The following is an 18,650-nucleotide window of genomic DNA, read 5'->3' as shown; positions in this document are numbered from 1 at the left end:
CTACAACTTTAGACGCACAAAACAGCGAAATAATGATGAATTAGTTTTTTAACTGGGCATCAAGATCAATTCCGGCCTCACGAATCCGGGCCAGTTTATAACGCAGTGTTCGTGGGCTGATACCGAGTTTTTCGGCTGCATCTTTACGACTGCCACCGGTTTCCCGCAGTGTCTCAATGAGCAACTGAAACTCATGCTGTTTCATATCATTGCCCAGCTGACTACTTTCATCAACAGACATACTGACCGAGCTGATGCGACCCGCCATCTCCGAGGTTTGCATACTACCTGGCTGAATATGCAGATCAGCCGGGCCAATCAACGCACCTTGCTGCAAAATCAGCGCCCGCTGCACAATATTATCCAACTCACGCACATTGCCGGGCCAGTGATAGGCCTGCAGGGCGCGCTGCGCTTCCTCACTCAGCGATACCGCGGTGCGGTTCATTTTGCGGGAGTATTTAGCCAGCAGACGCTGTGCCAGGGGCACAATATCGCCGATCCGTTCACGTAGCGGCAACCACTGCAACGGAAATACATTCAGGCGGTAATACAGATCTTCACGAAACTTATGCTCAGCGACATACTCTTCCAGCTTGCGGTTGGTGGTTGCCAGTATGCGCACATCGAGGTTGATCACCTTGCGGCCACCCACCCGCTCCACCTGCTGTTCCTGCAGCACCCGCAGCAATTTAGCCTGCAAACCCAGATCCATCTCGGAGATCTCATCCAGCAAAATCGTTCCGCCATTGGCCTGCTCAAACTTACCCGGGTTACTGGTATAGGCGCCGGTAAATGCGCCCTTCTCATGGCCAAACAGCGTTGCTTCCAGCATATTTTCCGGAATCGCGGCACAGTTGATCGCGATAAACGGTTTGTCCGCCCGGGGAGAGTGCATATGGATATACTGCGCCAACACCTCTTTACCAGTACCACTCTCACCGGTAATTAACACCGTAGAATCAGTTTCAGCAACGCGCCGGGCGACTTGCAGCAGCTGCTTGCTGCTGGTCTCTTCCGCAATTGGCTGAACGCTGTCCTGTTCATTAATCTGTGTGCCGGTATAACGTTTAATCACCTCAATCAGCGCGTCCGGCGCAAACGGTTTCATCAGATAGTCCACTGCGCCGCTGCGAATCGCATCCACCGCTTTATTCACCTGACCATAAGCGGTAATCAGCATCACTGGCAGGCAGGGCTGAGTCTGCTGAATTTTTTCCAGCAGCTGGTGTCCATCCATGCCGCCCATGTTGACGTCACTGACCACCATATCCACCGAATGCTCGGCAATCACCTCCAGCGCGCGTTCCCCTGAGTCCGCTTCCAGATAATCAAAGCCCGCCAGCTCGAGCGTGTCGACCAGTGCTTCGCGCAGATCTGCATCGTCTTCAACCACTAATACCTGAATGCTCATAAACTACCCATTGCTACTGTCATTATCTGTATCGCTACTTTCACTTCCAGCCTGACTGCCCGTTTGATAGGGAATGAGAAATGCAGCCTGAGTGCCCACGCCTAACTGCGAGCGCAGCAGGAACTCGCCATGGTGCGCCTTCGCCACCACCTGCGCCACCGCAAGCCCTAATCCGGTGCCATGAGACTTTGTCGAAAAGAATGGCTCCATCACTTTATTACACAGCTCCGCATCCATTCCCGGACCATTATCCCGCACCTCAATACACAACTTATCACCGATCAGTTGCGCTTCGATCACCAGCTCTGTACCTTTGCCTCCCGCCTGCAGGGCGTTGTTAACCAGGTTCATAATCGCCCCCAGCAACGAGTCTTTATTACACTGTAACGTCAGTTCAGGCACACGGTTAAGACAGTCGCAATCGGCATCCCAGCTGTGCAACGGCATATCCAGCGCATCTTCCAGTTCGCGAAACAGCTGGCCGATGCTGATACGATCCTCCAGCCGGGTTTCCCCCCGGGCAAAGATCAGCATATCGCGCACCTGTAGCTCCAGATTTTCCAGACGGGATTTCACTTTTCCGGCAAATTTGATCCGCTGTTCCGGCAGCAGTTCCGGCTTCATCAGATGCCCGGCATAGAGCAGCGCTGCAGAGAGCGGCGTGCGCACCTGATGCGCCAGCGATGCCATCATCCGCCCCATCTCAGAAAGGCGCTGATAATGCGCCAGACGCCCTTGCAGCAGTCGGGTATCAGTCTGGTCGGTGAGCATCAGCAACTGACCAGACTCATTCGCCAGAGTACTGGTCGACAGACTCACGCGTCGGCCACTTTTTAGTGAGACCTCATGACCATCATCGCTACGGGGGGCAAAACTGCGCTGTATCACCGCTACCCAGTTTTCATCTCTTAGCGGTAATCCCAGCAACTGCTCAGCGGCGCTGTTGCACTCCGCGACCCGCCCCCGGCTGTCGATGACCACTACCCCTGCGGGTAGCAGATCCAGCAGATCCTCCAAGCGCCCCGAGAGGCGCTCATGCTCCACCTGTTTTTCGACACTGGTCTGCAGGCTCTGTTCAAGTTGCAGCCGCAACCGGCTATTTTCCGCTTCCAGTTGTGCAATTCTGTTGTTTGCGTCTGTCATCATCTATTTTCGCTGAATTCCATATTTACGCATCTTCTCCACCAGCGTGGTCCGGCGGATCTGCAACAGGTCTGCCGCCCTGGCAACCACCCCGGAAGTTTGATCCAGCGCCTGAGTAATTAACGTCTGCTCGATGTTTTCAATATGCAGTTTCAGATCCATACCTAGCTCAGGCAGTTCAACCAGATTCTGATTCTCCGCCTCTCCTTCACCCGCTGCTACATCCGCAGCACCGAGATACATCTCAGGGTCAGGCTCCGCTATATGGCGAAATTTTGGCGGCAACTCACTCACACCCACCACCGCATCCGGATACAGAATCGCCAGGCGCTCCACCAGATTAGCCAGCTCTCGGATATTCCCCGCCCAGTCATGCTGTTGCAGCGAACGGATTGCCGCAGGATGAAAGCGGATACGGCCAAACCCCTCTTTAGCAAGGCGGCGGGCAAACTCATCCACCAGCGGGGGGATATCCTCTACCCGTCCACGCAGGGGCGGCATATCGATAGGAAACACATTAAGACGGTAGTAAAGATCTTCACGAAAACTGCCATCAATAATCATCTGCTCCAGATTTTTATGGGTGGCGGCAATGATTCTGACATCACAATCGATGGTGATGCTGCCGCCAACCCGCTCGAAACAGCGTTCCTGTAGCACTCGAAGCAGTTTCACCTGCATCGGTAGCGGCATATCACCAATTTCATCAAGAAACAGAGTACCGCCATTGGCCAGCTCGAAACGGCCGGCACGGGAGTTGATCGCCCCGGTAAACGCACCCTTCTCATGGCCAAACAGTTCACTTTCCAGCAGATCGGCCGGAATAGCACCGCAGTTAACCGGCACAAAAGGCCCGTTTGATCGTTTTGATGCCCGGTGCAGGTTATTCGCCACGATCTCTTTGCCGGTGCCACTTTCACCGGTAATCAGCACGTTGACATCCCGCCCGGCCACCTGGCTGATCATCTTGCGCACCAGCGCCATCGCCTCGCTATGCCCTACCATCCCCTCAAACTGACTGGCAACGGACTTAGGTGAAAAAAGATCAGGCTGACCGGCATATTGCAGCTGTAACTGACGGTAGATAAGCGCCCGGTGCAGCATCACCGTCAGCGCTTCCAACGTCGCATCCGGGTTTAACCGGCCTATAATTTTTTCCTGCAGGTTTTCTGGCAGCTGTTCCAGTTCCGGCCAGGGGGTAACAGCGATCACCGGCAGTTTGTCATCCAGACGGTCAAACTGCTGCATCAGTTTTTCCAGCGAAATCGGCAACGAGCACTGCCCCAGCCAGACAACCGAACGATTGCCAGGCTCGGTAATATCACCCTGCAGCCATGACACATAGTCGGTGGTTGTATGATTGATCTCCGCAAAGCCCAGCCGTTCTGACAGATGTGTGCGGTTTTCAGCATTGTCATCAATATATATTATCTGAAGCGGGCTGTTCATAGGGTTACCAAATCAACTTCACTCAGGAATTAATTGCAATAGATCTTGTGTTAAAACAGGTTACGTCAAATTTATGACATAAGAAGAGAAAACACAACAAAAGAAGATGATGTTTTTTTGACACAGCAGCAATCAATCCATTGCAACAACAGATGACCATCAACGTTACAGCCGTTGGGACAGACAATAAAAAACCGCCCAGAGGCGGTTTCAGTTTTCTAAACTAATATCGAGAGGTTGATCTAAGCACATATAATAAGCACATATAATAAGCACAGATATTGACAAACAATTGACAGAGAAGCTGGCGCGCTTAAGCTGGCTTTTGCATCTCCACCCAACCCGCTTTAACTTCCAGCAACAGGTTAATCACTTCCTGAACTTTCTCAGCATCACTGTTGCGATTAGCCTGAGAGATAGTACGCACCATATAGTCATAGAGCGCATCCAGATTAGTTGCGATCTCTCCACCTTGCTCATGGTCAAGAAAGTCTTTTAAACCGAGAATAATATCACTGGCCTTATTCAGCTGCTTACCACGCCCCTGAATATCCTTCCGCTCGATAAAGCCCTTCGCTGTTGCTAAGGCAGTCAGGGCACCATCAAACAACATCACGATCAGCTGATGGGGTGACGCTGTTTGAACAGCGGCTGCATGGCCAACGCTTTTATACTGCTTTAATGCATTTAAATTAACACTCATCTTTAACAACTCCAAAAGCGTTACAAATTATTTTTTATACGTAAAGGGCAATCGATCAGTCAGCCCGGTCAACGAGTCTGCGGTAGCATTAAAACTGGCAATAATCTGTTCCATAGCCAGGTATTGCTGAGTCAGACGATCACTCTTAATCGTCATTTTTCGATCAAGACTCTCCTGATCATCAACAATGCTACCAAGCTGGCTATTAATACTGTCTTCTCTCGATTTAATAACTCCGGTAGTAGACAGAAAACTATCGATCAGCAACGACAATTCACCGGCAAAGCCTCGAGAGAAGGTAAAACTAAAATCACCAGACATACCTTCTGAGACGGTCAGATTCAGACCGTAAGGGTCACTATCAATCTGAGGCAGCAACACTTCGCCGGAACCGAACGCCGCGGCACCATTAATAGTACCCGCCGCATCAACCCCAATAGTCGATACCGACGCCGATGACAAACCGGTGGCGCTGGTAAACTCCGTTCCCGCGCTGTCGATAGCCACTTTGGATGTACTGCCATACTGGCGGGATTGAATCTGTATCTGGTTGTTATCAATCACTACATCAACAAAAGCTTTCCCAGCTGATATAGATGCATCATTATTAATCAATGACTGCAGTTCAGCACGAAACTCTTCTACCGTAGTAAAACTCCCGGACAGGGTTAACGCTTCGGAGGTTGTCCCGTCTACGGTGACAGCAAAGGTATAATCACCGGCCGGAGCAGTTGTATCAAACGCGGCAAAGACAGCATCACTGACCACCGACCCTTTGCTAGGTGCAGTGGTAACAGAACCGCTATAGGTGCCTGCCACCGTTTTGGATGCGTAACTACCGATAACAACGTCTACACCACTACTGGTAGAAGAGGTCTGAGGAGCGAAAATCGCAGCGACTTGATCAAAGTTATCTTTAATCGCGGCATTAAAGTCTTCAGTATCTATCTCCAGAGTTCCATCAAGCTTAGTTCGGATTCCGACATTGGTCAGGGCATTAAACTCACTCACACCCGGCACCGCCTCAGAGATCATACTGCGAATTCTGGCCAACAGGTTTTTAGCTGTACCGTCTGAGGCTAACTCCCCCCGAGAGGCGACATTGGTTTCAGCATCGGTGCTTACACCCGTCAACGACTTCATCGTGGTATATAAACTGTTATAACCATCAATAAAGTTACGAATGGCCGTTTCCGCGGTATTTTTATCGTCAGAGATAGAAAAAGTAAACTTCTCACCCGGGCTGGCTTTATTGATTGAGAATGACAGCCCCTGCATCACATCATCAACTTCGTTAGTGTCGCGATAGACATTCAGACCATTGAGTTTCAGATGTGCATCCTGGCCCTGCTGAGTTTCAGATACATTTGCATAATTAGTCGCGTTGAAATTAAACAGGTCCAGGCTGGGGTCATCTGCCGTTATCTGCAGCGCATTGTCTTTGCCGGAAGGCGCGGAGATCATCAACTGATAATTACCATCAACCAGCAAAACGGATGCCTGTACATCCGATTTATCCGCATTAATTTTATCGGCAATATCCTGCAGTGAATCATCAGATGTAACCTCTACATCGAATGCCAGCTGCGTTTCATTCTCAGCAAAAGACTGCGGCAGGGGATTGTTCGGGTCGGTATTGTCATAGGTCCAGGTGCCCAGACTAATAGTCAGACTGCCTGAAACACCAATGGCTGAATCTTTATTCGCATAGGTGGTATTGATCGCCAGAGACTGCGCCTGAGCAACATCAATCACTTCCAGCTGATAACTACCCACCTGGGCATTGGTGCCAAGACTATTCGGGGTGACAACATCGGTTTCAGGAAAAGAAACAGAACGCGCACTAAAGGTGTCATTACTGGATAACGGCTTTAGTATTTCCTGAAATGCTGACAAGCTGCTTTTTAATGTCCCGTATGCAGAAATCTGAGCATCAAGGGTCTCTTTCTTGGAATCAAGGCGCTGTTGCTGAGGGGCTCTCTCTATTTCAACCAGCTGTTTTACCAGCGCAACGGTATCGATACCTGAACCGGCCCCTAATGCGGAAACAATACTGGTATCCATAACAAACCTCTCTTCTCAATACAGAATCTGCGCTTCAACAGCGACTATCAACGGGTGACTAATGTAGTATTTTACAACAAATCACGCACGATCGTTAAAAATTAACCCCATCATGCCTTCAATATGCTGCGTTAGCTTCAGTGCTTCCTCTGAGGGAAACTGACGAATAACTTCCTGGGTTTCGCTGTTCATCACCTTAATAACGGTTTCATCGGTTTCCCGATCCACCGAGAAGTTCAGATTACGCTGACCATTGTGCATAAACTCATTGAGCTTATCCACGACCGCCTGCATCTCATCAGCGGTCATCTCCTGCTGTGGATTGACATCAACAGTATTAGCGGTAACCGGCTGTATGTTTTTCACCCCAGCGGTATCGCTTGGTTGCGCTGCGCGGGCTGCCGCGGGCTGCGCACTGGCGATGCTGCTGGTTGCATTCATCGATTCAACTGACATTTTTCATCTCCTGAAACAAAAAATCCCCCACCAACGGTGGGTGAGGGATTTTAACGTTAGGTTATCTTACCCCTGAACGCTTACTGAAGCAGTGACAGAACCTGCTGTGGTGAAGCATTCGCCTGTGCCAGCATCGCAGTACCCGCCTGCTGCAGCACCTGCGCACGACTCAGGTTAGCAGATTCCTGGGCAAAGTCAGCATCTTCAATACGTGACCGCGCTTCAGAAACGTTCTCTGCAACGTTAGACAGGTTACTGACGGTAAAGTCCAGACGGTTAGCCACCGCACCCAGATCACCCCGGGTAGAGTTGATAGTGTCGAGGGCATTATCAATGATACCGATCGCTTTCTGAGCACCTGCAGCAGTAGAGATATCAACGCTGCTAAGTGAAGCTCCGAAGGCACCATTAGAAGTATTGTTAGCATCTAACAAACCAGTTGCCAGCGCACCATTAGCGGTTACATCAACACTGATTGGGGAACCACTATCGGATGTTAGCTTCACGCCACCAACACCATCAGCAATATCAGTACCAGCAGCAAGACCTGCTCCCAACACTGCAGCGAATGCAGCGCCATTATCAGATACTCCGGTAGCAGTACCAAATGTCATAGATGACACATCGCCTTCTAAGCGAAGCTGGCTTCCAGACAGCACTGCAGTAACACCGGTTGAAGCGGTTTGAGCATTAATCTGAGTAACAGTAGTTGCCAATTTAGCATCAGCACCTGCAGCGACAATCACACCATTAATAGTAAAAGCTGCTGCTGTACCGGCACCTGTCGCGTTAGTCGCTGTATCTACCTCAACAGAGGTAAACGCGTTGGCTGTTACACCAGACTCATCACTCACCTTGTTAATGGCTGCAACGGTGTCTTGAAGGGCACCACTCTCGCCTGCTCCAACTTTCACACCATTGATAGTCACATCTCCGGCAGCCAGGGTAGTTGTGCCGGCATCACTAGCAGCACCTTCAATAACCCCAGAAACGTTGCTTTCACGAAAGCCCAGGGCTTCCAAGTCAGCAGAGTTACCGGCAGAGCCTCGCTCAATAACAATATCAGCACCTGCATCAGAGGATAGCGCTAGCGAAGCTTCAGCATCAGTCAGAGTACCAGTTGCACCGGCAACATCAGTAAATGCAATTGCAGTAACATTTTCAGCACTAATATTCAGCTTACCTTCGTCAGTGATAGAAGCGCTTAATAGACCGCCACCTTCTGCGTTCAGCTTATCAACTAAAGAAGCAAGACTATCGGTACCGGTCACACTGATTGCTGCATCAACACCATCCAGTTTGGTTAAAGTGACTGTCAGCGTATCAGTGCCCTCAACCAGGACGCCTGTACCTGCGGTTGAAGCCGTTGCCTCAGCATATGTAGAGGCAGTCACACCACTGACATTGGTATTAATAGCATCAACCAAGTCGCCCAAATTATCTGTGGAGCCATCGTAGGTCTCACCGATCGCCATAATTGACTGTCCGTTGATAGTCACAGAGTTATTAGAAAGAGCAACACTAGCCTTTGTTATTGCCGACCCCATGACATCAGCACTGGTTGAACCCAGACCCAATGATTTGGAATCCATCGCACCCAGCTTCATTTCAATGGTTTGATTCGCTTCAGAGCCAACCTGCAGCGTTACACTGCTTAAGCTACCGTCCAGCACATTCTGACCATTGAAGCTGGTAGTTTGTGAGATACGGTCAAGTTCGGCCACCAGCTGTTTAACTTCTGCGTTCATCGTTGTACGGTTGCCGCTATCGTAGGTGCCGTTGGCAGACTGGATAGACAGTTCACGCATACGCTGCAGAATGTTAGTGGATTCGCCCAGCGCACCCTCTGCAGTTTGAATCAGAGACTGACCGTCATTAGCGTTACGTACTGCCTGGTTCAGACCGCTGATCTGAGAAGTCATACGGCTGGAAATAGACAGACCGGCAGCATCATCCGCTGCAGAGTTGATACGCAAACCACTGGTGAGTCGCTGCATCGCCTGATTCTGTTCGTTCTGAGAACTGGTCAGGTTACGCTGTGCGTTCAACGACATAATGTTGGAATTAATTACCATAGCCATGAGATATTCCCCTCATATCAACCAGTTCTGACTGGCCGTTAATTTACATATTTTCGATACCGTCCAACTATTTAAAAACTGAGCGTCATCGAGTATTGAATAGTTTATCGACCATTTTTGAAGATACTTTAGAGATTCTTTTCGTGTTAATTTGAGTTTCTTCTGTGAAGCTCTGGCGAGACGTTCCTGATACTACTGAGTGTCTCTTTATGAATCTCTTAGCTGTTTCTTTTCTGGCCAAGTGATAACCTTATCATCGGCAGCATTTCTAATGGCTTTAACAAAATAATCAGGTTAAGCAAATGTACGCCAAGATAAAACAAGTGTTTGAACTTACAGAAGAAATTCTTTCTGCCGCAGAGACAAGCGATTGGCCAGCAGTAGAAACACTGCAACGCCAGCGCGAACAACTGATGCAGCAGACAGAGACACTACCCGCACCGCAAAACCAGGAGGCGTCAGAACAGCTATCAGCACTTGTTAACAACATTCAGGCATTGGACGCCCGCATCCTGCCTTTATTGTTAAAACAGAAGCAGTCTATTATCGAAGAGACACAAAAAAACAACAAAGGCCGCAAGATGAACAAAGCCTATCAAGATAACCGATAGCCTCGTAGGTTGGGCTGAGCGCAGCGATGCCCAACAGCCCCCTTTCAACAACTCCCTTTCAACAACACCACTTCAACAAAAACCAACATCACCGTTCACCATAAATACCATCGTTATCTGGTTCGCCACCCCAATCCCTATTCAACACGCCATGACCGATAAACGTGTGAATACTCGAAAACGGCCAATCCAATGCCCTTTTAACATAGCCATGCTTTACCGGATTGAAATGAATGTAGTCCACGTGACGCGCATAATCGTTTTCATCACGAATTAGGTGTTCCCAATATCTGCGCTGCCAGATGCCACGTTCTCTCTTAATCTGCCGACTCACGCTGATTGATTCATTCTTATCGACCCCACGGGAGAAAGCGGCTTTAATCAGCATCCACCGCATCGCATAATCACAATCATTTTGGGGTAAGGTCCAGATAGCATGCAGATGATCAGGTAACACCAGCATTGCGTCGATGGTAAACGGATGACGCGCTTTAACTCTGGCTATAGACGAGCGGAGCCGATCGGCCTGCTCAACCAGAAGATGCTGGCGACGATCACAAAGATTCACTGTGAAAAAATAGGTGCCGCCGGCAATATCGCTGCGTCGATAACGCATCGCTTACACTCCTTGTCATTGATACCGCGGGGTTGGTGAATCTTTGTTGGGCATCGCTTCGCTCGGCCCAACCTACTGCTGTAAACAGACAGCATCAATTACATTCCTTGTGATTGATATCGAGGGGTTGGTTAATCTTTGTTGGGCATCGCTGCGCTCAGCCCAACCTACTACTTAATTAATATAATTAAACAGTGACAGACTGCTCACCCTGGCAAAGGTTGCCTGTGAGGCCTGTAGTGTTGCTTCCTGAAGTTTAAACTCACTGATAACTTGAGCCAGATCGGCATCCACCAGCGTTGACAGCGTCGTCTGCGTCAGCAGTTGAAAATCCAGATTTGAACTACTAACATTTTCAAGTGTTTTTAACCGGGAACCCAACACTGAGGTTGCCTGAAGCATCCGCTCTGCCCCTTCTTCAAACTGAGTCAGACCTGAAGCAATCGCTTTATTCAGAGCGGCCTGCCCGTCTGTCCCCTTGACGGGTTTAACCAGCACATCAGCCAGCTCAACAGCAACATCGAGGATATTTTTGGTTTCAGTATAGGTGTTGATGGTAATTTCATTCGCAGCCGGGTCTGCCGGTGCAGTAAGATCAAACTGCATACCAAACAGATTCAGGGCTAGCGGTGTGGTAGAAAGATCGCCTGCCGGGATATCAGTAATAGGATCGCCATTATCATCAATGACCGGATTACCACCGCTATCTTCTATGCTGTAGACAAAAGCACCGGGAGACGCTTCGGTGACGCTGATGGTTAAATCGCCCAACCCCTGAGTCGCCAGTTTAAACTGATCTTCTGCGCTGGTATTCGCAAAAGCAACGTTACGCATAAAAGGATCCGTTGATGCCAGATCCGCATTATACACCGCCTGACCCGTGAGGTTGACCTGCAACGGTCCTTCAATCGACTCAAACAGATACTGACCTGAATCATTTGAGGGCACAAACAGATCACTACCCACCTGTATCACCCGCTGGCCATCATCACCGGTAAAGCTATAACTTCCATCACCTGATTCTATATAGGGCTTGGTTAAGCCTTTGCTTCCGGCAAACAGATATTCCCCTTGTGAATCTTTGGTGTTCATTAAACCGGCGACATAATCCTTTAACTGATAAAGCTCATTACCTATAGACGCACGATCCTGATCACCCAGGGTTCCATTACCGGCCTGAACGGTCAGCTCTCTCATCCGATCAACGGCAACATTGATATCTGAGAGTATGGTTTCTTCAAGTTCAAGCCGTCGCTGCGTGACATTTATATTTTCGTCATATTTTTCGCTTTGCGCTAACTCTCGCTCCAGCTTAATCGCCTGCGCCGCAGCAACAGGGTCATCCGATGGACGAACCACTCTTTTACCCGAGGAAATCTGTTCCTGTAATTCAGCCAGTCTGGTCTGACCTTGCTGCATACTCTGCATTGATTGCAGATATTGCTGTTGGGTTGATATACGCATGATTCAACCGTCCTCTTAAATACTGTTGAGCAGACTGTCAAAAATAGTCTGCGACACCCGGATCAATTGGGCCGACGCCTGATACGCTTGCTGGTATTGCACCAGCTTAGCAGCCTCTTCATCCAGATTGACGCCGGACACACTGGCCCTAGCCCCCGTGGTTGTGTCCAGCACCACCTTACCCGCCTGTTCTGAAATCACAGCGGACGCTGTTTGAGTCCCCACTTTTTCAACAAGACTGCCATAGATATCCTGATAGGAACCCCGGTCAAACAGATTAGCTTGCTGCAAATTCGATAACGCGATGGCATTGCGGTTATCCGACACCCCATCAAGGTTGAAACCAAAGCTGAACCGGTCTCCGGGCTGGGGCAGGTTATTAATAGTTACCGCGTACCCATCCAGCTGAATACTCTTGCCGGATTCAAATGGCTGATTTGACAACGGAGCACTTTGTGGCCATGGCTGAGGGTTGGCAGGATCAGTCATATCATAAACGGTATAGGTCATCTGAGGGTCTGTTGCCCCGAGATCTGGCGCATTAAACACGATGGAGATAGGCGGTGATAGCGTGCCCGGTGTCGCAAAGGATGCAGCCTTAGCATCTGTTGCCATCGCTGTTGCTATACCGGTGCCATTATTACCGCTGTCAGGGGTTATACGTATTGGCGATGCAAGCGCCAACTGCCTGCCATCATGAATCGTCAGCTTCAGGTCTTCAGCACCACTGATGACCGGGCGAATCACAAACCGATCGCCCTTAATCAGATTTGAACCGGTATCAATGGTTACTTTGATGCCATCCACCGCAAAAGATAACGATTTGCCATCAGGGTCGCGATAAAACTGATCCTGACCTACTTTATAAACACCATCCGCGGGTGTCAGCGGTGACGCAGGGTCGTCAACATTTTCTAATTGATCAACGCGCACCTGCGTACCATCACTGCTGCGATAAAGTGTTAATCGGCCACTGTCACCCACCACTAATTCATAATCGCTGGCCTGAAGCTTATCGGTTTGCTGAATCTCTACGCGAGCCACTGACAACACCGATTGATTGTTGCTGTTGGGGGTAATACGCTTTTGCTGTAAAAAGTCACTGTTCATATCAGTGAACAAGTTTGCACCAAAATCATTATTCAGGTTGATACCCAGGTTATGCTGTTCATTCATACTTTCAGCAAAGCCAATAGCAATCAGGCCTAGCTGATTGCGGGCCTCGCTCAACGCCTGTTCCCTGTACTGAATCAGCCCTCCGACCTGACCACCCGTTAGCTCATCGTTGATATTGACAGTTTCCCTGCCGTTCACCAGAGCAAGCTCTTTTTGAGAACTGCTATCACCCAGTACAGAGACAACCGTTTCAGCTGTCGAACCAATCACCAGTGGCTGCCCATTGCCGATAAAAATACTGTATTGATCAGAACTCTGATCAACCACGGTGATACCGACGATGGCAGAAAGTTTATCAGTCAACACATCGCGCTGATCCAACATATCGTTCGCCGAACGGTTCGTGCTCGCCGCCACACTTATCTTACCATTCAGGTCGGCAATGCTCGCTGTCAGCGTGTTGATCTGGCTGGCATAACTATCCATCTGCGCATTAATCGTGCCTTCCTGACTCTTAAGATTCGCATCAAGACTATTAAACCGCTTAACCAGAGCATCAGCCTGCGCCATAAACAACTCGCGGTTAGGCGAAGAAGTTGGGTCATCGACAACACTCTGCAACGCCCCAAAATAATCATCCAGTGCCGTCGATACACTGTTGGCACTCGCACCCAACATATTATCCAGTCTGCCTGACAGACCGGCATAGGTAGAAACCTGCGTATATGAAGACGTATCAGTCCAGACCTGCTGAGTGAGAAACTTGTCAGTAATCCGCTCAATATCCTGAACAAACACCCCGGACAGATCGGGACGGGTTACCTGGTTTACCCGCTGGCGTGTATATCCCTCGGTATTCACATTACTGATATTCTGGCCAATCGCACTCAACGCAGTCTTGTTGGCCTGCGTGGCCTGGCTGGCTATACTTAATAAACTGGAACTGGACATATAATCACTCCCGGGAACACTCTATCGGCAAAGCAGGGAGCAGACAGGTTTCACCTAGATACTGCTCTCTATAGCGGCCAGACACTAGCTTTCTTTAGTGCCTGTAGCCGCACTCAGATCGGAACTGAGGCCGGCCAGAACATCCCCATCAAAAATTCTGCTGATCTTGGCTGCATACTCAGGATCAGTTGCATAACCCGCCTGCTGTAAGCTACTCAAGTACTGGTATGGATCACCCGCCTGCTCCAACGCCTGTTGGTAGCGGGAACTATTTGTCAGAAACTCAGCATAATCGCGAAAACTCTGTTCGTAGGAATCATAAACCCTGAAGGCAGCGCGTTCTTTCTGAGCGACACCATCACGAAATTCAACCGTGCCTACCTGCGCCTTATCTCCAGACCAGCGACTATCCGCTTTAATATTGAACAGGTTATAACTACTGCCGCCCTCTGGGCGCTGAATAAGATAACGCCCCCAGCCGGTTTCCAGGGCGGACTGTGCTAACAGCACTTTAGGGTCAACCCCCAGTTCAGCAGCCACACTCTCTGCCAGCGGCAGCAGCGTTGCGACAAACTGCTCAGGTGTGTCAAAGCGCTGCGGCTGAGTATTCCCTGTGACTGGCGTAGATGGTGGTTTAACCGTTGCATCTGAAGAAGACCCGGTGATATGACGGTTAACTGGCGGCATCTCATCTTCTGATACGGGCTCAACCGCTTTCTGCATCGACATCTGAGCGTTTTCCAGAGCACGGCTATTCGCCTGCGCCTGCCCCAATATAGCTGACGCTGCCATACTGGCGGCGTTATCAACGGTACGGTTTAACATCCGTTCAGATTCAGACAGAGGCTTGAGACGATTGTCCTCTTTATCATTATCATTCAACATGCGCGGATCAATATTGCCGCCCAATTGCCGCACCAGTATTTCAGCCAGCCCAAAGCCTTTGTTTTCAGCGATCTCTTTGGTCAGCTGGGTATCCCCCATCTGCTGATAAAACTCGACCTGCGAGCTGTTGAAATAGCTGTCATCGGCAAAGCTGGCATTGGCTTCTCGCATACTTTTAACCAGCATATTCAAGAACAGCTGTTCAAACTGTTCAGCCACTGCCTGTAACGCGGCCGGATCTTTATCCTTAGCCTGCTGACGCAGCTTATTCATCTCACCCAGTTCGGTGTACAGCTGCGCATGTTGAGTCGAATCAGTTTTCATCTTCTACCTCAGATAACGATCAGTTCAGCTTTCAGAGCACCGGCCTGACGCAGCGCTTCAAGAATCGCCATCAGGTCGCCAGGGGCCGCGCCGACCTGATTAACCGCTTCGACAATATCCTGTAACGAGGCACCCGGAGAAAACTCGAACATATGACCACTGCCAGCATCAACTTCGATACCGGTACGAGGTGTCACAACCGTTGCACCACTCGCCAGCGCATTGGGCTGATTAACGTTCAGGTCTTCCGTAATCGCGACGGTCATTCCGCCATGAGTAATAGCCACCGGCGAAACCCGCACATTCTGGCCAATAATGATGGTGCCAGTACGTGAGTTAATAATGACTTTCGCCACTTCCTGTGCAGGCTGGACTTCGAGATTTTCCAGCACGGACAAAAAGGACACACGCTGATTCGGATCACGCGGTGCAGACACCCGGATAGACGTGGCATCAATTGCCTTTGCCATGTCCGGTCCGAGTAAGCTATTGATCTGTTCAGCCACACGTCGGGCAGTGGTAAAGTCAGCGTAATTGAGGTTCAGCACCAGGCTGTCGCCCTGAGAAAACGCATTGGGCACGGTACGCTCTACTGATGCACCACCGGGAATACGCCCAACACTGGGCACATTAAGTGACAACCTTGAACCGTCTGCCCCCTGTACACCAAACCCGGAGACCACCAGGTTTCCCTGTGCAATAGCATAAACCTGTCCATCGGCACCCTTCAGCGGGGCCATAATCAGGCTGCCTCCCCGCAGGCTTTTTGCATCGCCAATTGTCGACACTGTGACATCAATCGTCTGCCCGGGCTTAGCAAAGGGAGGCAGGTCTGCATGGACGGCCACTGCCGCAATGTTTTTTGATTTAGGGTCGATACTCGGCGGAATAGCGACACCAAAATTATTCAGCATGTTGCGAAAAGTCGCTGAAGTGAACGCGGTTTTATCGCCGGTACCATCCAGACCCACCACCAGACCATAACCGACTAACTGGTTACTACGTACCCCGGCAACCGAGGTCAGGTCTTTGATTCTTTCTGCATAAGCAGTGTTGCTAAACAACACTGCGGTCAAAGCGATCATCCAAAAACGTTTCATCATTTTTCTCCGTTTGATCCGCTCAGAATGGCCACAGCTGACCGATAAAGAACTTTGACAACCAACCCATTGAGTTGGAATCGTTCAGGGCACCGGAACCACTATAGGTGATTCGGGCATCGGCCAGCTGGGTAGAGTACACCGTATTACTGCTAGAGATATCCTGAGGCCGGATCATACCGCTGACACGGATATATTCATCTCCCTGATTCAGAGTCAGCCACTTTTCGCCCTTCACTATCATCAACCCGTTAGGCATTACTTCATGCACTGTGACAGTAATATTGCCATCCAGACTGTTGCTCATATCGGATTTACCCTCACCATCAAACGCGGTGTTTGAATCGCCGGTACTGACACTCAGAGGCTTACCAAATACGGTAGGCTGAATGCCCATAATAGTCGGTGACGCCAGCGTTTGTGAGTTCGACTTATCCACAGACGTTTTATTGCTTTTCGAGGAGGAGGTACTTTCCTGCAACACAACGGTAATAATATCGCCAACCCGATGCGCCCGGCCGTCGCCATAAAGACTGTTACTGGTGGCCGCATTAAAGATTGAACCAGTAACTTCCTGAGGTGCCTGCATAGCCTGCGGACGCACGGGCGCAAAATGGGGACTATCCGGCTTGGGTGGCGTACTGACACAACCACCCAATATCAGAGTTGTAGTCAGTAATAATAGCAACTGTTTCATCGGTTACCTCCTCAACTCACACTTACAGATTCTGTGTCACGTAGGACAGCATCTGATCTGCGGTTGAGATCACTTTAGAATTCATCTCATAGGCCCGCTGGGTAGTGATCATATTCACCAGCTCTTCTACCGCATTGACGTTAGAGCCTTCCAGCATTCCCTGTCGCAACTGACCTGTACCACCTTCGCCCGGGTTGGACAGCACAGCATTACCACTTGCCGCTGTTTCGAGATACAGGTTCTGACCATAATTTTGCAGCCCCTGCGGATTCGCAAAATCAGCCAGCTGCAGCTGCCCGATCTGCTGCGGGTTGGGATCGCCCTGAAGCACAACACTGACAATACCATCCACACTCACCGACATTGACTGGACGCCATCTGGCAGTGTTAACCCCGGATTCAACAGATAACCTTCTGAAGTAACAATCTCACCATCGGCGTTCAGCTGAAACTGGCCATGACGGGTATAGCCGGTATCACCGTTCGGCATCGTAATCTGCCAGAAGCCCCGTCCCTGAATAGAGATATCGAACGACTCTCCTGTGTTTTGTAGTTCGCCTTCCTGAAACAACTTTTGCGTACCCGCAACCCGTACACCCGACCCGAGCTGCAACCCCGAAGGCAGCTGCGAAGCTTCAGCACTCTGCGCACCTGGCTGGCGCTGAATCTGGTACATCAGATCCTCGAAAACCGCACGATCCTTTTTGAATCCAACGGTACTGACGTTTGCCAGGTTGTTGGAAATAATCTTCAGGGAGGTGTCTTGCGCACTCAGACCCGTTTTGGCAACAAAGAGAGCACCATGCATACTTATTCTCCGCCTGTTTTATTCATGATTATGCTGTTATTGCAGTGACAGGATGCGCGTTGCTGCAGAGGAGTTCTCTTCAGCCGTCTTCATCATCTTCACATGCATCTCAAACTGACGCGCCAGATCGATCACGGATGTCAGCTCTGAAATAGAGTTCACGTTGCTCGACTCGAGAAAACCGGAGCGCATCTTTACCTCATTGGCCGGCAATAGCGGCTGATTATTGCCGCTGCGCATCATCCCATCGACCCCTTTAAACAACTCACCCTGCTCTGGATTAACCAGTTTAATCCGATCGAGAATCGCCAGCTCCGTCGCTGCTTCACCGGCAGGCTTAATGGTGATGGTGCCGTCACCACCGATATCCATTTTTTCAAACGGTGGCAGGGTAATCGGTATACCGCCATTACCCATTACCCGGTGACCCGAACGGGTAACCAGTTGATTAAACTGATTTACCTGCAGCTCGCCCTGGCGGGTATAGGCTTCATTACCATCGGCATCGATAACGGCCATCCAGCCATCACCATCGATAGCCACATCCATAGAACGACCCGTTTGCATCAATGTGCCACTGGACAGATTGGTTCCGGGACGCTCTGCCATCGCATAGACTCTGGAAGCATAGCCATCGCCTTCAACCTGCATCGCCCGGGCCTGGGCAAAATCAGCTTTAAAACCCGTCGTAGTCGCATTCGCAAGGTTGTTCGCATGAGCCTGTTGAGAGCGCATATTTTCCCGCGCCCCACTCATGGCCAGATACAA

At 50.1% G+C, this 18,650-nt stretch carries 16 protein-coding genes; 1 reads left to right on the top strand and 15 read right to left on the bottom strand.

The annotated features are described in order from the left end of the window. Positions 1 to 40: 40 nt before the first annotated feature. The 7 genes from Q0499_RS23195 to Q0499_RS23165 all read right to left on the bottom strand — a co-directional run bounded on the left by Q0499_RS23195 (position 41) and on the right by Q0499_RS23165 (position 9,310). Positions 41 to 1,414, bottom strand: coding sequence for a sigma-54 dependent transcriptional regulator (locus Q0499_RS23195; RefSeq protein ID WP_299205334.1), 1,374 nt, complete (start codon positions 1,412 to 1,414; stop codon positions 41 to 43). Positions 1,415 to 1,417: 3 nt separating this feature from the next. Next, complete coding sequence (locus tag Q0499_RS23190; RefSeq protein ID WP_299205331.1) at positions 1,418 to 2,557, bottom strand: ATP-binding protein; 1,140 nt, start codon at positions 2,555 to 2,557, stop codon at positions 1,418 to 1,420. A gap of 3 nt (positions 2,558 to 2,560) precedes the next feature. Then, positions 2,561 to 4,006: a sigma-54 dependent transcriptional regulator gene (locus Q0499_RS23185; protein ID WP_299205328.1), complete on the bottom strand. Its 1,446-nt coding sequence runs from the start codon at positions 4,004 to 4,006 to the stop codon at positions 2,561 to 2,563. A gap of 313 nt (positions 4,007 to 4,319) precedes the next feature. Continuing rightward, positions 4,320 to 4,709 carry a flagellar export chaperone FliS gene (fliS, locus tag Q0499_RS23180; RefSeq protein WP_299205325.1) on the bottom strand — a complete coding sequence of 130 codons (390 nt, stop codon included), beginning with the start codon at positions 4,707 to 4,709 and terminating at the stop codon, positions 4,320 to 4,322. 27 nt (positions 4,710 to 4,736) lie between these two features. Then, positions 4,737 to 6,773 carry a flagellar filament capping protein FliD gene (gene fliD, locus Q0499_RS23175; protein WP_299205322.1) on the bottom strand — a complete coding sequence of 679 codons (2,037 nt, stop codon included), beginning with the start codon at positions 6,771 to 6,773 and terminating at the stop codon, positions 4,737 to 4,739. An 81-nt stretch (positions 6,774 to 6,854) separates the two neighbouring features. After that, positions 6,855 to 7,229, bottom strand: a complete 375-nt coding sequence (locus Q0499_RS23170) for a flagellar protein FlaG (RefSeq protein ID WP_299205319.1) — start codon at positions 7,227 to 7,229, stop codon at positions 6,855 to 6,857. An 80-nt stretch (positions 7,230 to 7,309) separates the two neighbouring features. After that, positions 7,310 to 9,310 carry a flagellin gene (locus tag Q0499_RS23165; RefSeq protein WP_299205316.1) on the bottom strand — a complete coding sequence of 667 codons (2,001 nt, stop codon included), beginning with the start codon at positions 9,308 to 9,310 and terminating at the stop codon, positions 7,310 to 7,312. A gap of 302 nt (positions 9,311 to 9,612) precedes the next feature. Between Q0499_RS23165 and Q0499_RS23160 the strand changes: the two genes are divergently transcribed. Beyond that, positions 9,613 to 9,921, top strand: a complete 309-nt coding sequence (locus Q0499_RS23160; protein ID WP_299205313.1) for a flagellar protein FliT — start codon at positions 9,613 to 9,615, stop codon at positions 9,919 to 9,921. 88 nt (positions 9,922 to 10,009) lie between these two features. Here Q0499_RS23160 and Q0499_RS23155 read toward each other — a convergent pair whose 3' ends face one another. From Q0499_RS23155 to flgF, 8 genes are all read right to left on the bottom strand, one after another. Then, positions 10,010 to 10,537: a transposase gene (locus Q0499_RS23155; protein ID WP_299205310.1), complete on the bottom strand. Its 528-nt coding sequence runs from the start codon at positions 10,535 to 10,537 to the stop codon at positions 10,010 to 10,012. Positions 10,538 to 10,711: 174 nt separating this feature from the next. Continuing rightward, positions 10,712 to 12,001 carry a flagellar hook-associated protein FlgL gene (flgL, locus tag Q0499_RS23150; protein ID WP_299205307.1) on the bottom strand — a complete coding sequence of 430 codons (1,290 nt, stop codon included), beginning with the start codon at positions 11,999 to 12,001 and terminating at the stop codon, positions 10,712 to 10,714. 15 nt (positions 12,002 to 12,016) lie between these two features. Beyond that, positions 12,017 to 14,068 carry a flagellar hook-associated protein FlgK gene (flgK, locus tag Q0499_RS23145; protein ID WP_299205304.1) on the bottom strand — a complete coding sequence of 684 codons (2,052 nt, stop codon included), beginning with the start codon at positions 14,066 to 14,068 and terminating at the stop codon, positions 12,017 to 12,019. A gap of 84 nt (positions 14,069 to 14,152) precedes the next feature. Next, a complete protein-coding gene (gene flgJ, locus Q0499_RS23140; protein ID WP_299205301.1) occupies positions 14,153 to 15,277 on the bottom strand; it encodes a flagellar assembly peptidoglycan hydrolase FlgJ in 1,125 nt (374 codons plus the stop codon). 8 nt (positions 15,278 to 15,285) lie between these two features. Next, the gene (locus tag Q0499_RS23135; protein ID WP_299205298.1) at positions 15,286 to 16,377 is read right to left on the bottom strand and encodes a flagellar basal body P-ring protein FlgI; all 1,092 of its coding nucleotides are present in this window, start codon (positions 16,375 to 16,377) and stop codon (positions 15,286 to 15,288) included. Between the two features lie 22 nt (positions 16,378 to 16,399). Continuing rightward, complete coding sequence (gene flgH / locus Q0499_RS23130) at positions 16,400 to 17,074, bottom strand: flagellar basal body L-ring protein FlgH (RefSeq protein WP_299205293.1); 675 nt, start codon at positions 17,072 to 17,074, stop codon at positions 16,400 to 16,402. Between the two features lie 22 nt (positions 17,075 to 17,096). After that, positions 17,097 to 17,882, bottom strand: coding sequence for a flagellar basal-body rod protein FlgG (gene flgG / locus Q0499_RS23125; RefSeq protein WP_299205290.1), 786 nt, complete (start codon positions 17,880 to 17,882; stop codon positions 17,097 to 17,099). A gap of 36 nt (positions 17,883 to 17,918) precedes the next feature. Further along, on the bottom strand, positions 17,919 to 18,650 hold a 732-nt coding region (gene flgF / locus Q0499_RS23120), incomplete at its 5' end, for a flagellar basal-body rod protein FlgF (RefSeq protein ID WP_299205287.1).

The organism is uncultured Amphritea sp., from assembly GCF_937127095.1.
In the GTDB taxonomy this organism is placed as follows: domain Bacteria; phylum Pseudomonadota; class Gammaproteobacteria; order Pseudomonadales; family Balneatricaceae; genus Amphritea.
The sequence above is the reverse complement of the archived record's forward strand: the minus strand, read 5'-3'. Positions and strand labels throughout refer to the sequence as shown.

What these genes read in the sequence shown, in the direction of transcription:
- Q0499_RS23185 (WP_299205328.1), bottom strand. Translation starts at nt 4,006, where the DNA reads ATGAACAGCCCGCTTCAGATAATATATATTGATGACAATGCTGAAAAC.
- Q0499_RS23155 (WP_299205310.1), bottom strand. Translation starts at nt 10,537, where the DNA reads ATGCGTTATCGACGCAGCGATATTGCCGGCGGCACCTATTTTTTCACA.
- Q0499_RS23165 (WP_299205316.1), bottom strand. Translation starts at nt 9,310, where the DNA reads ATGGCTATGGTAATTAATTCCAACATTATGTCGTTGAACGCACAGCGT.
- flgJ (WP_299205301.1), bottom strand. Translation starts at nt 15,277, where the DNA reads ATGAAAACTGATTCGACTCAACATGCGCAGCTGTACACCGAACTGGGT.
- flgL (WP_299205307.1), bottom strand. Translation starts at nt 12,001, where the DNA reads ATGCGTATATCAACCCAACAGCAATATCTGCAATCAATGCAGAGTATG.
- Q0499_RS23190 (WP_299205331.1), bottom strand. Translation starts at nt 2,557, where the DNA reads ATGACAGACGCAAACAACAGAATTGCACAACTGGAAGCGGAAAATAGC.
- fliD (WP_299205322.1), bottom strand. Translation starts at nt 6,773, where the DNA reads ATGGATACCAGTATTGTTTCCGCATTAGGGGCCGGTTCAGGTATCGAT.
- fliS (WP_299205325.1), bottom strand. Translation starts at nt 4,709, where the DNA reads ATGAGTGTTAATTTAAATGCATTAAAGCAGTATAAAAGCGTTGGCCAT.
- Q0499_RS23135 (WP_299205298.1), bottom strand. Translation starts at nt 16,377, where the DNA reads ATGAAACGTTTTTGGATGATCGCTTTGACCGCAGTGTTGTTTAGCAAC.
- Q0499_RS23160 (WP_299205313.1), top strand. Translation starts at nt 9,613, where the DNA reads ATGTACGCCAAGATAAAACAAGTGTTTGAACTTACAGAAGAAATTCTT.
- flgH (WP_299205293.1), bottom strand. Translation starts at nt 17,074, where the DNA reads ATGAAACAGTTGCTATTATTACTGACTACAACTCTGATATTGGGTGGT.
- Q0499_RS23170 (WP_299205319.1), bottom strand. Translation starts at nt 7,229, where the DNA reads ATGTCAGTTGAATCGATGAATGCAACCAGCAGCATCGCCAGTGCGCAG.
- flgK (WP_299205304.1), bottom strand. Translation starts at nt 14,068, where the DNA reads ATGTCCAGTTCCAGTTTATTAAGTATAGCCAGCCAGGCCACGCAGGCC.
- flgG (WP_299205290.1), bottom strand. Translation starts at nt 17,882, where the DNA reads ATGCATGGTGCTCTCTTTGTTGCCAAAACGGGTCTGAGTGCGCAAGAC.
- Q0499_RS23195 (WP_299205334.1), bottom strand. Translation starts at nt 1,414, where the DNA reads ATGAGCATTCAGGTATTAGTGGTTGAAGACGATGCAGATCTGCGCGAA.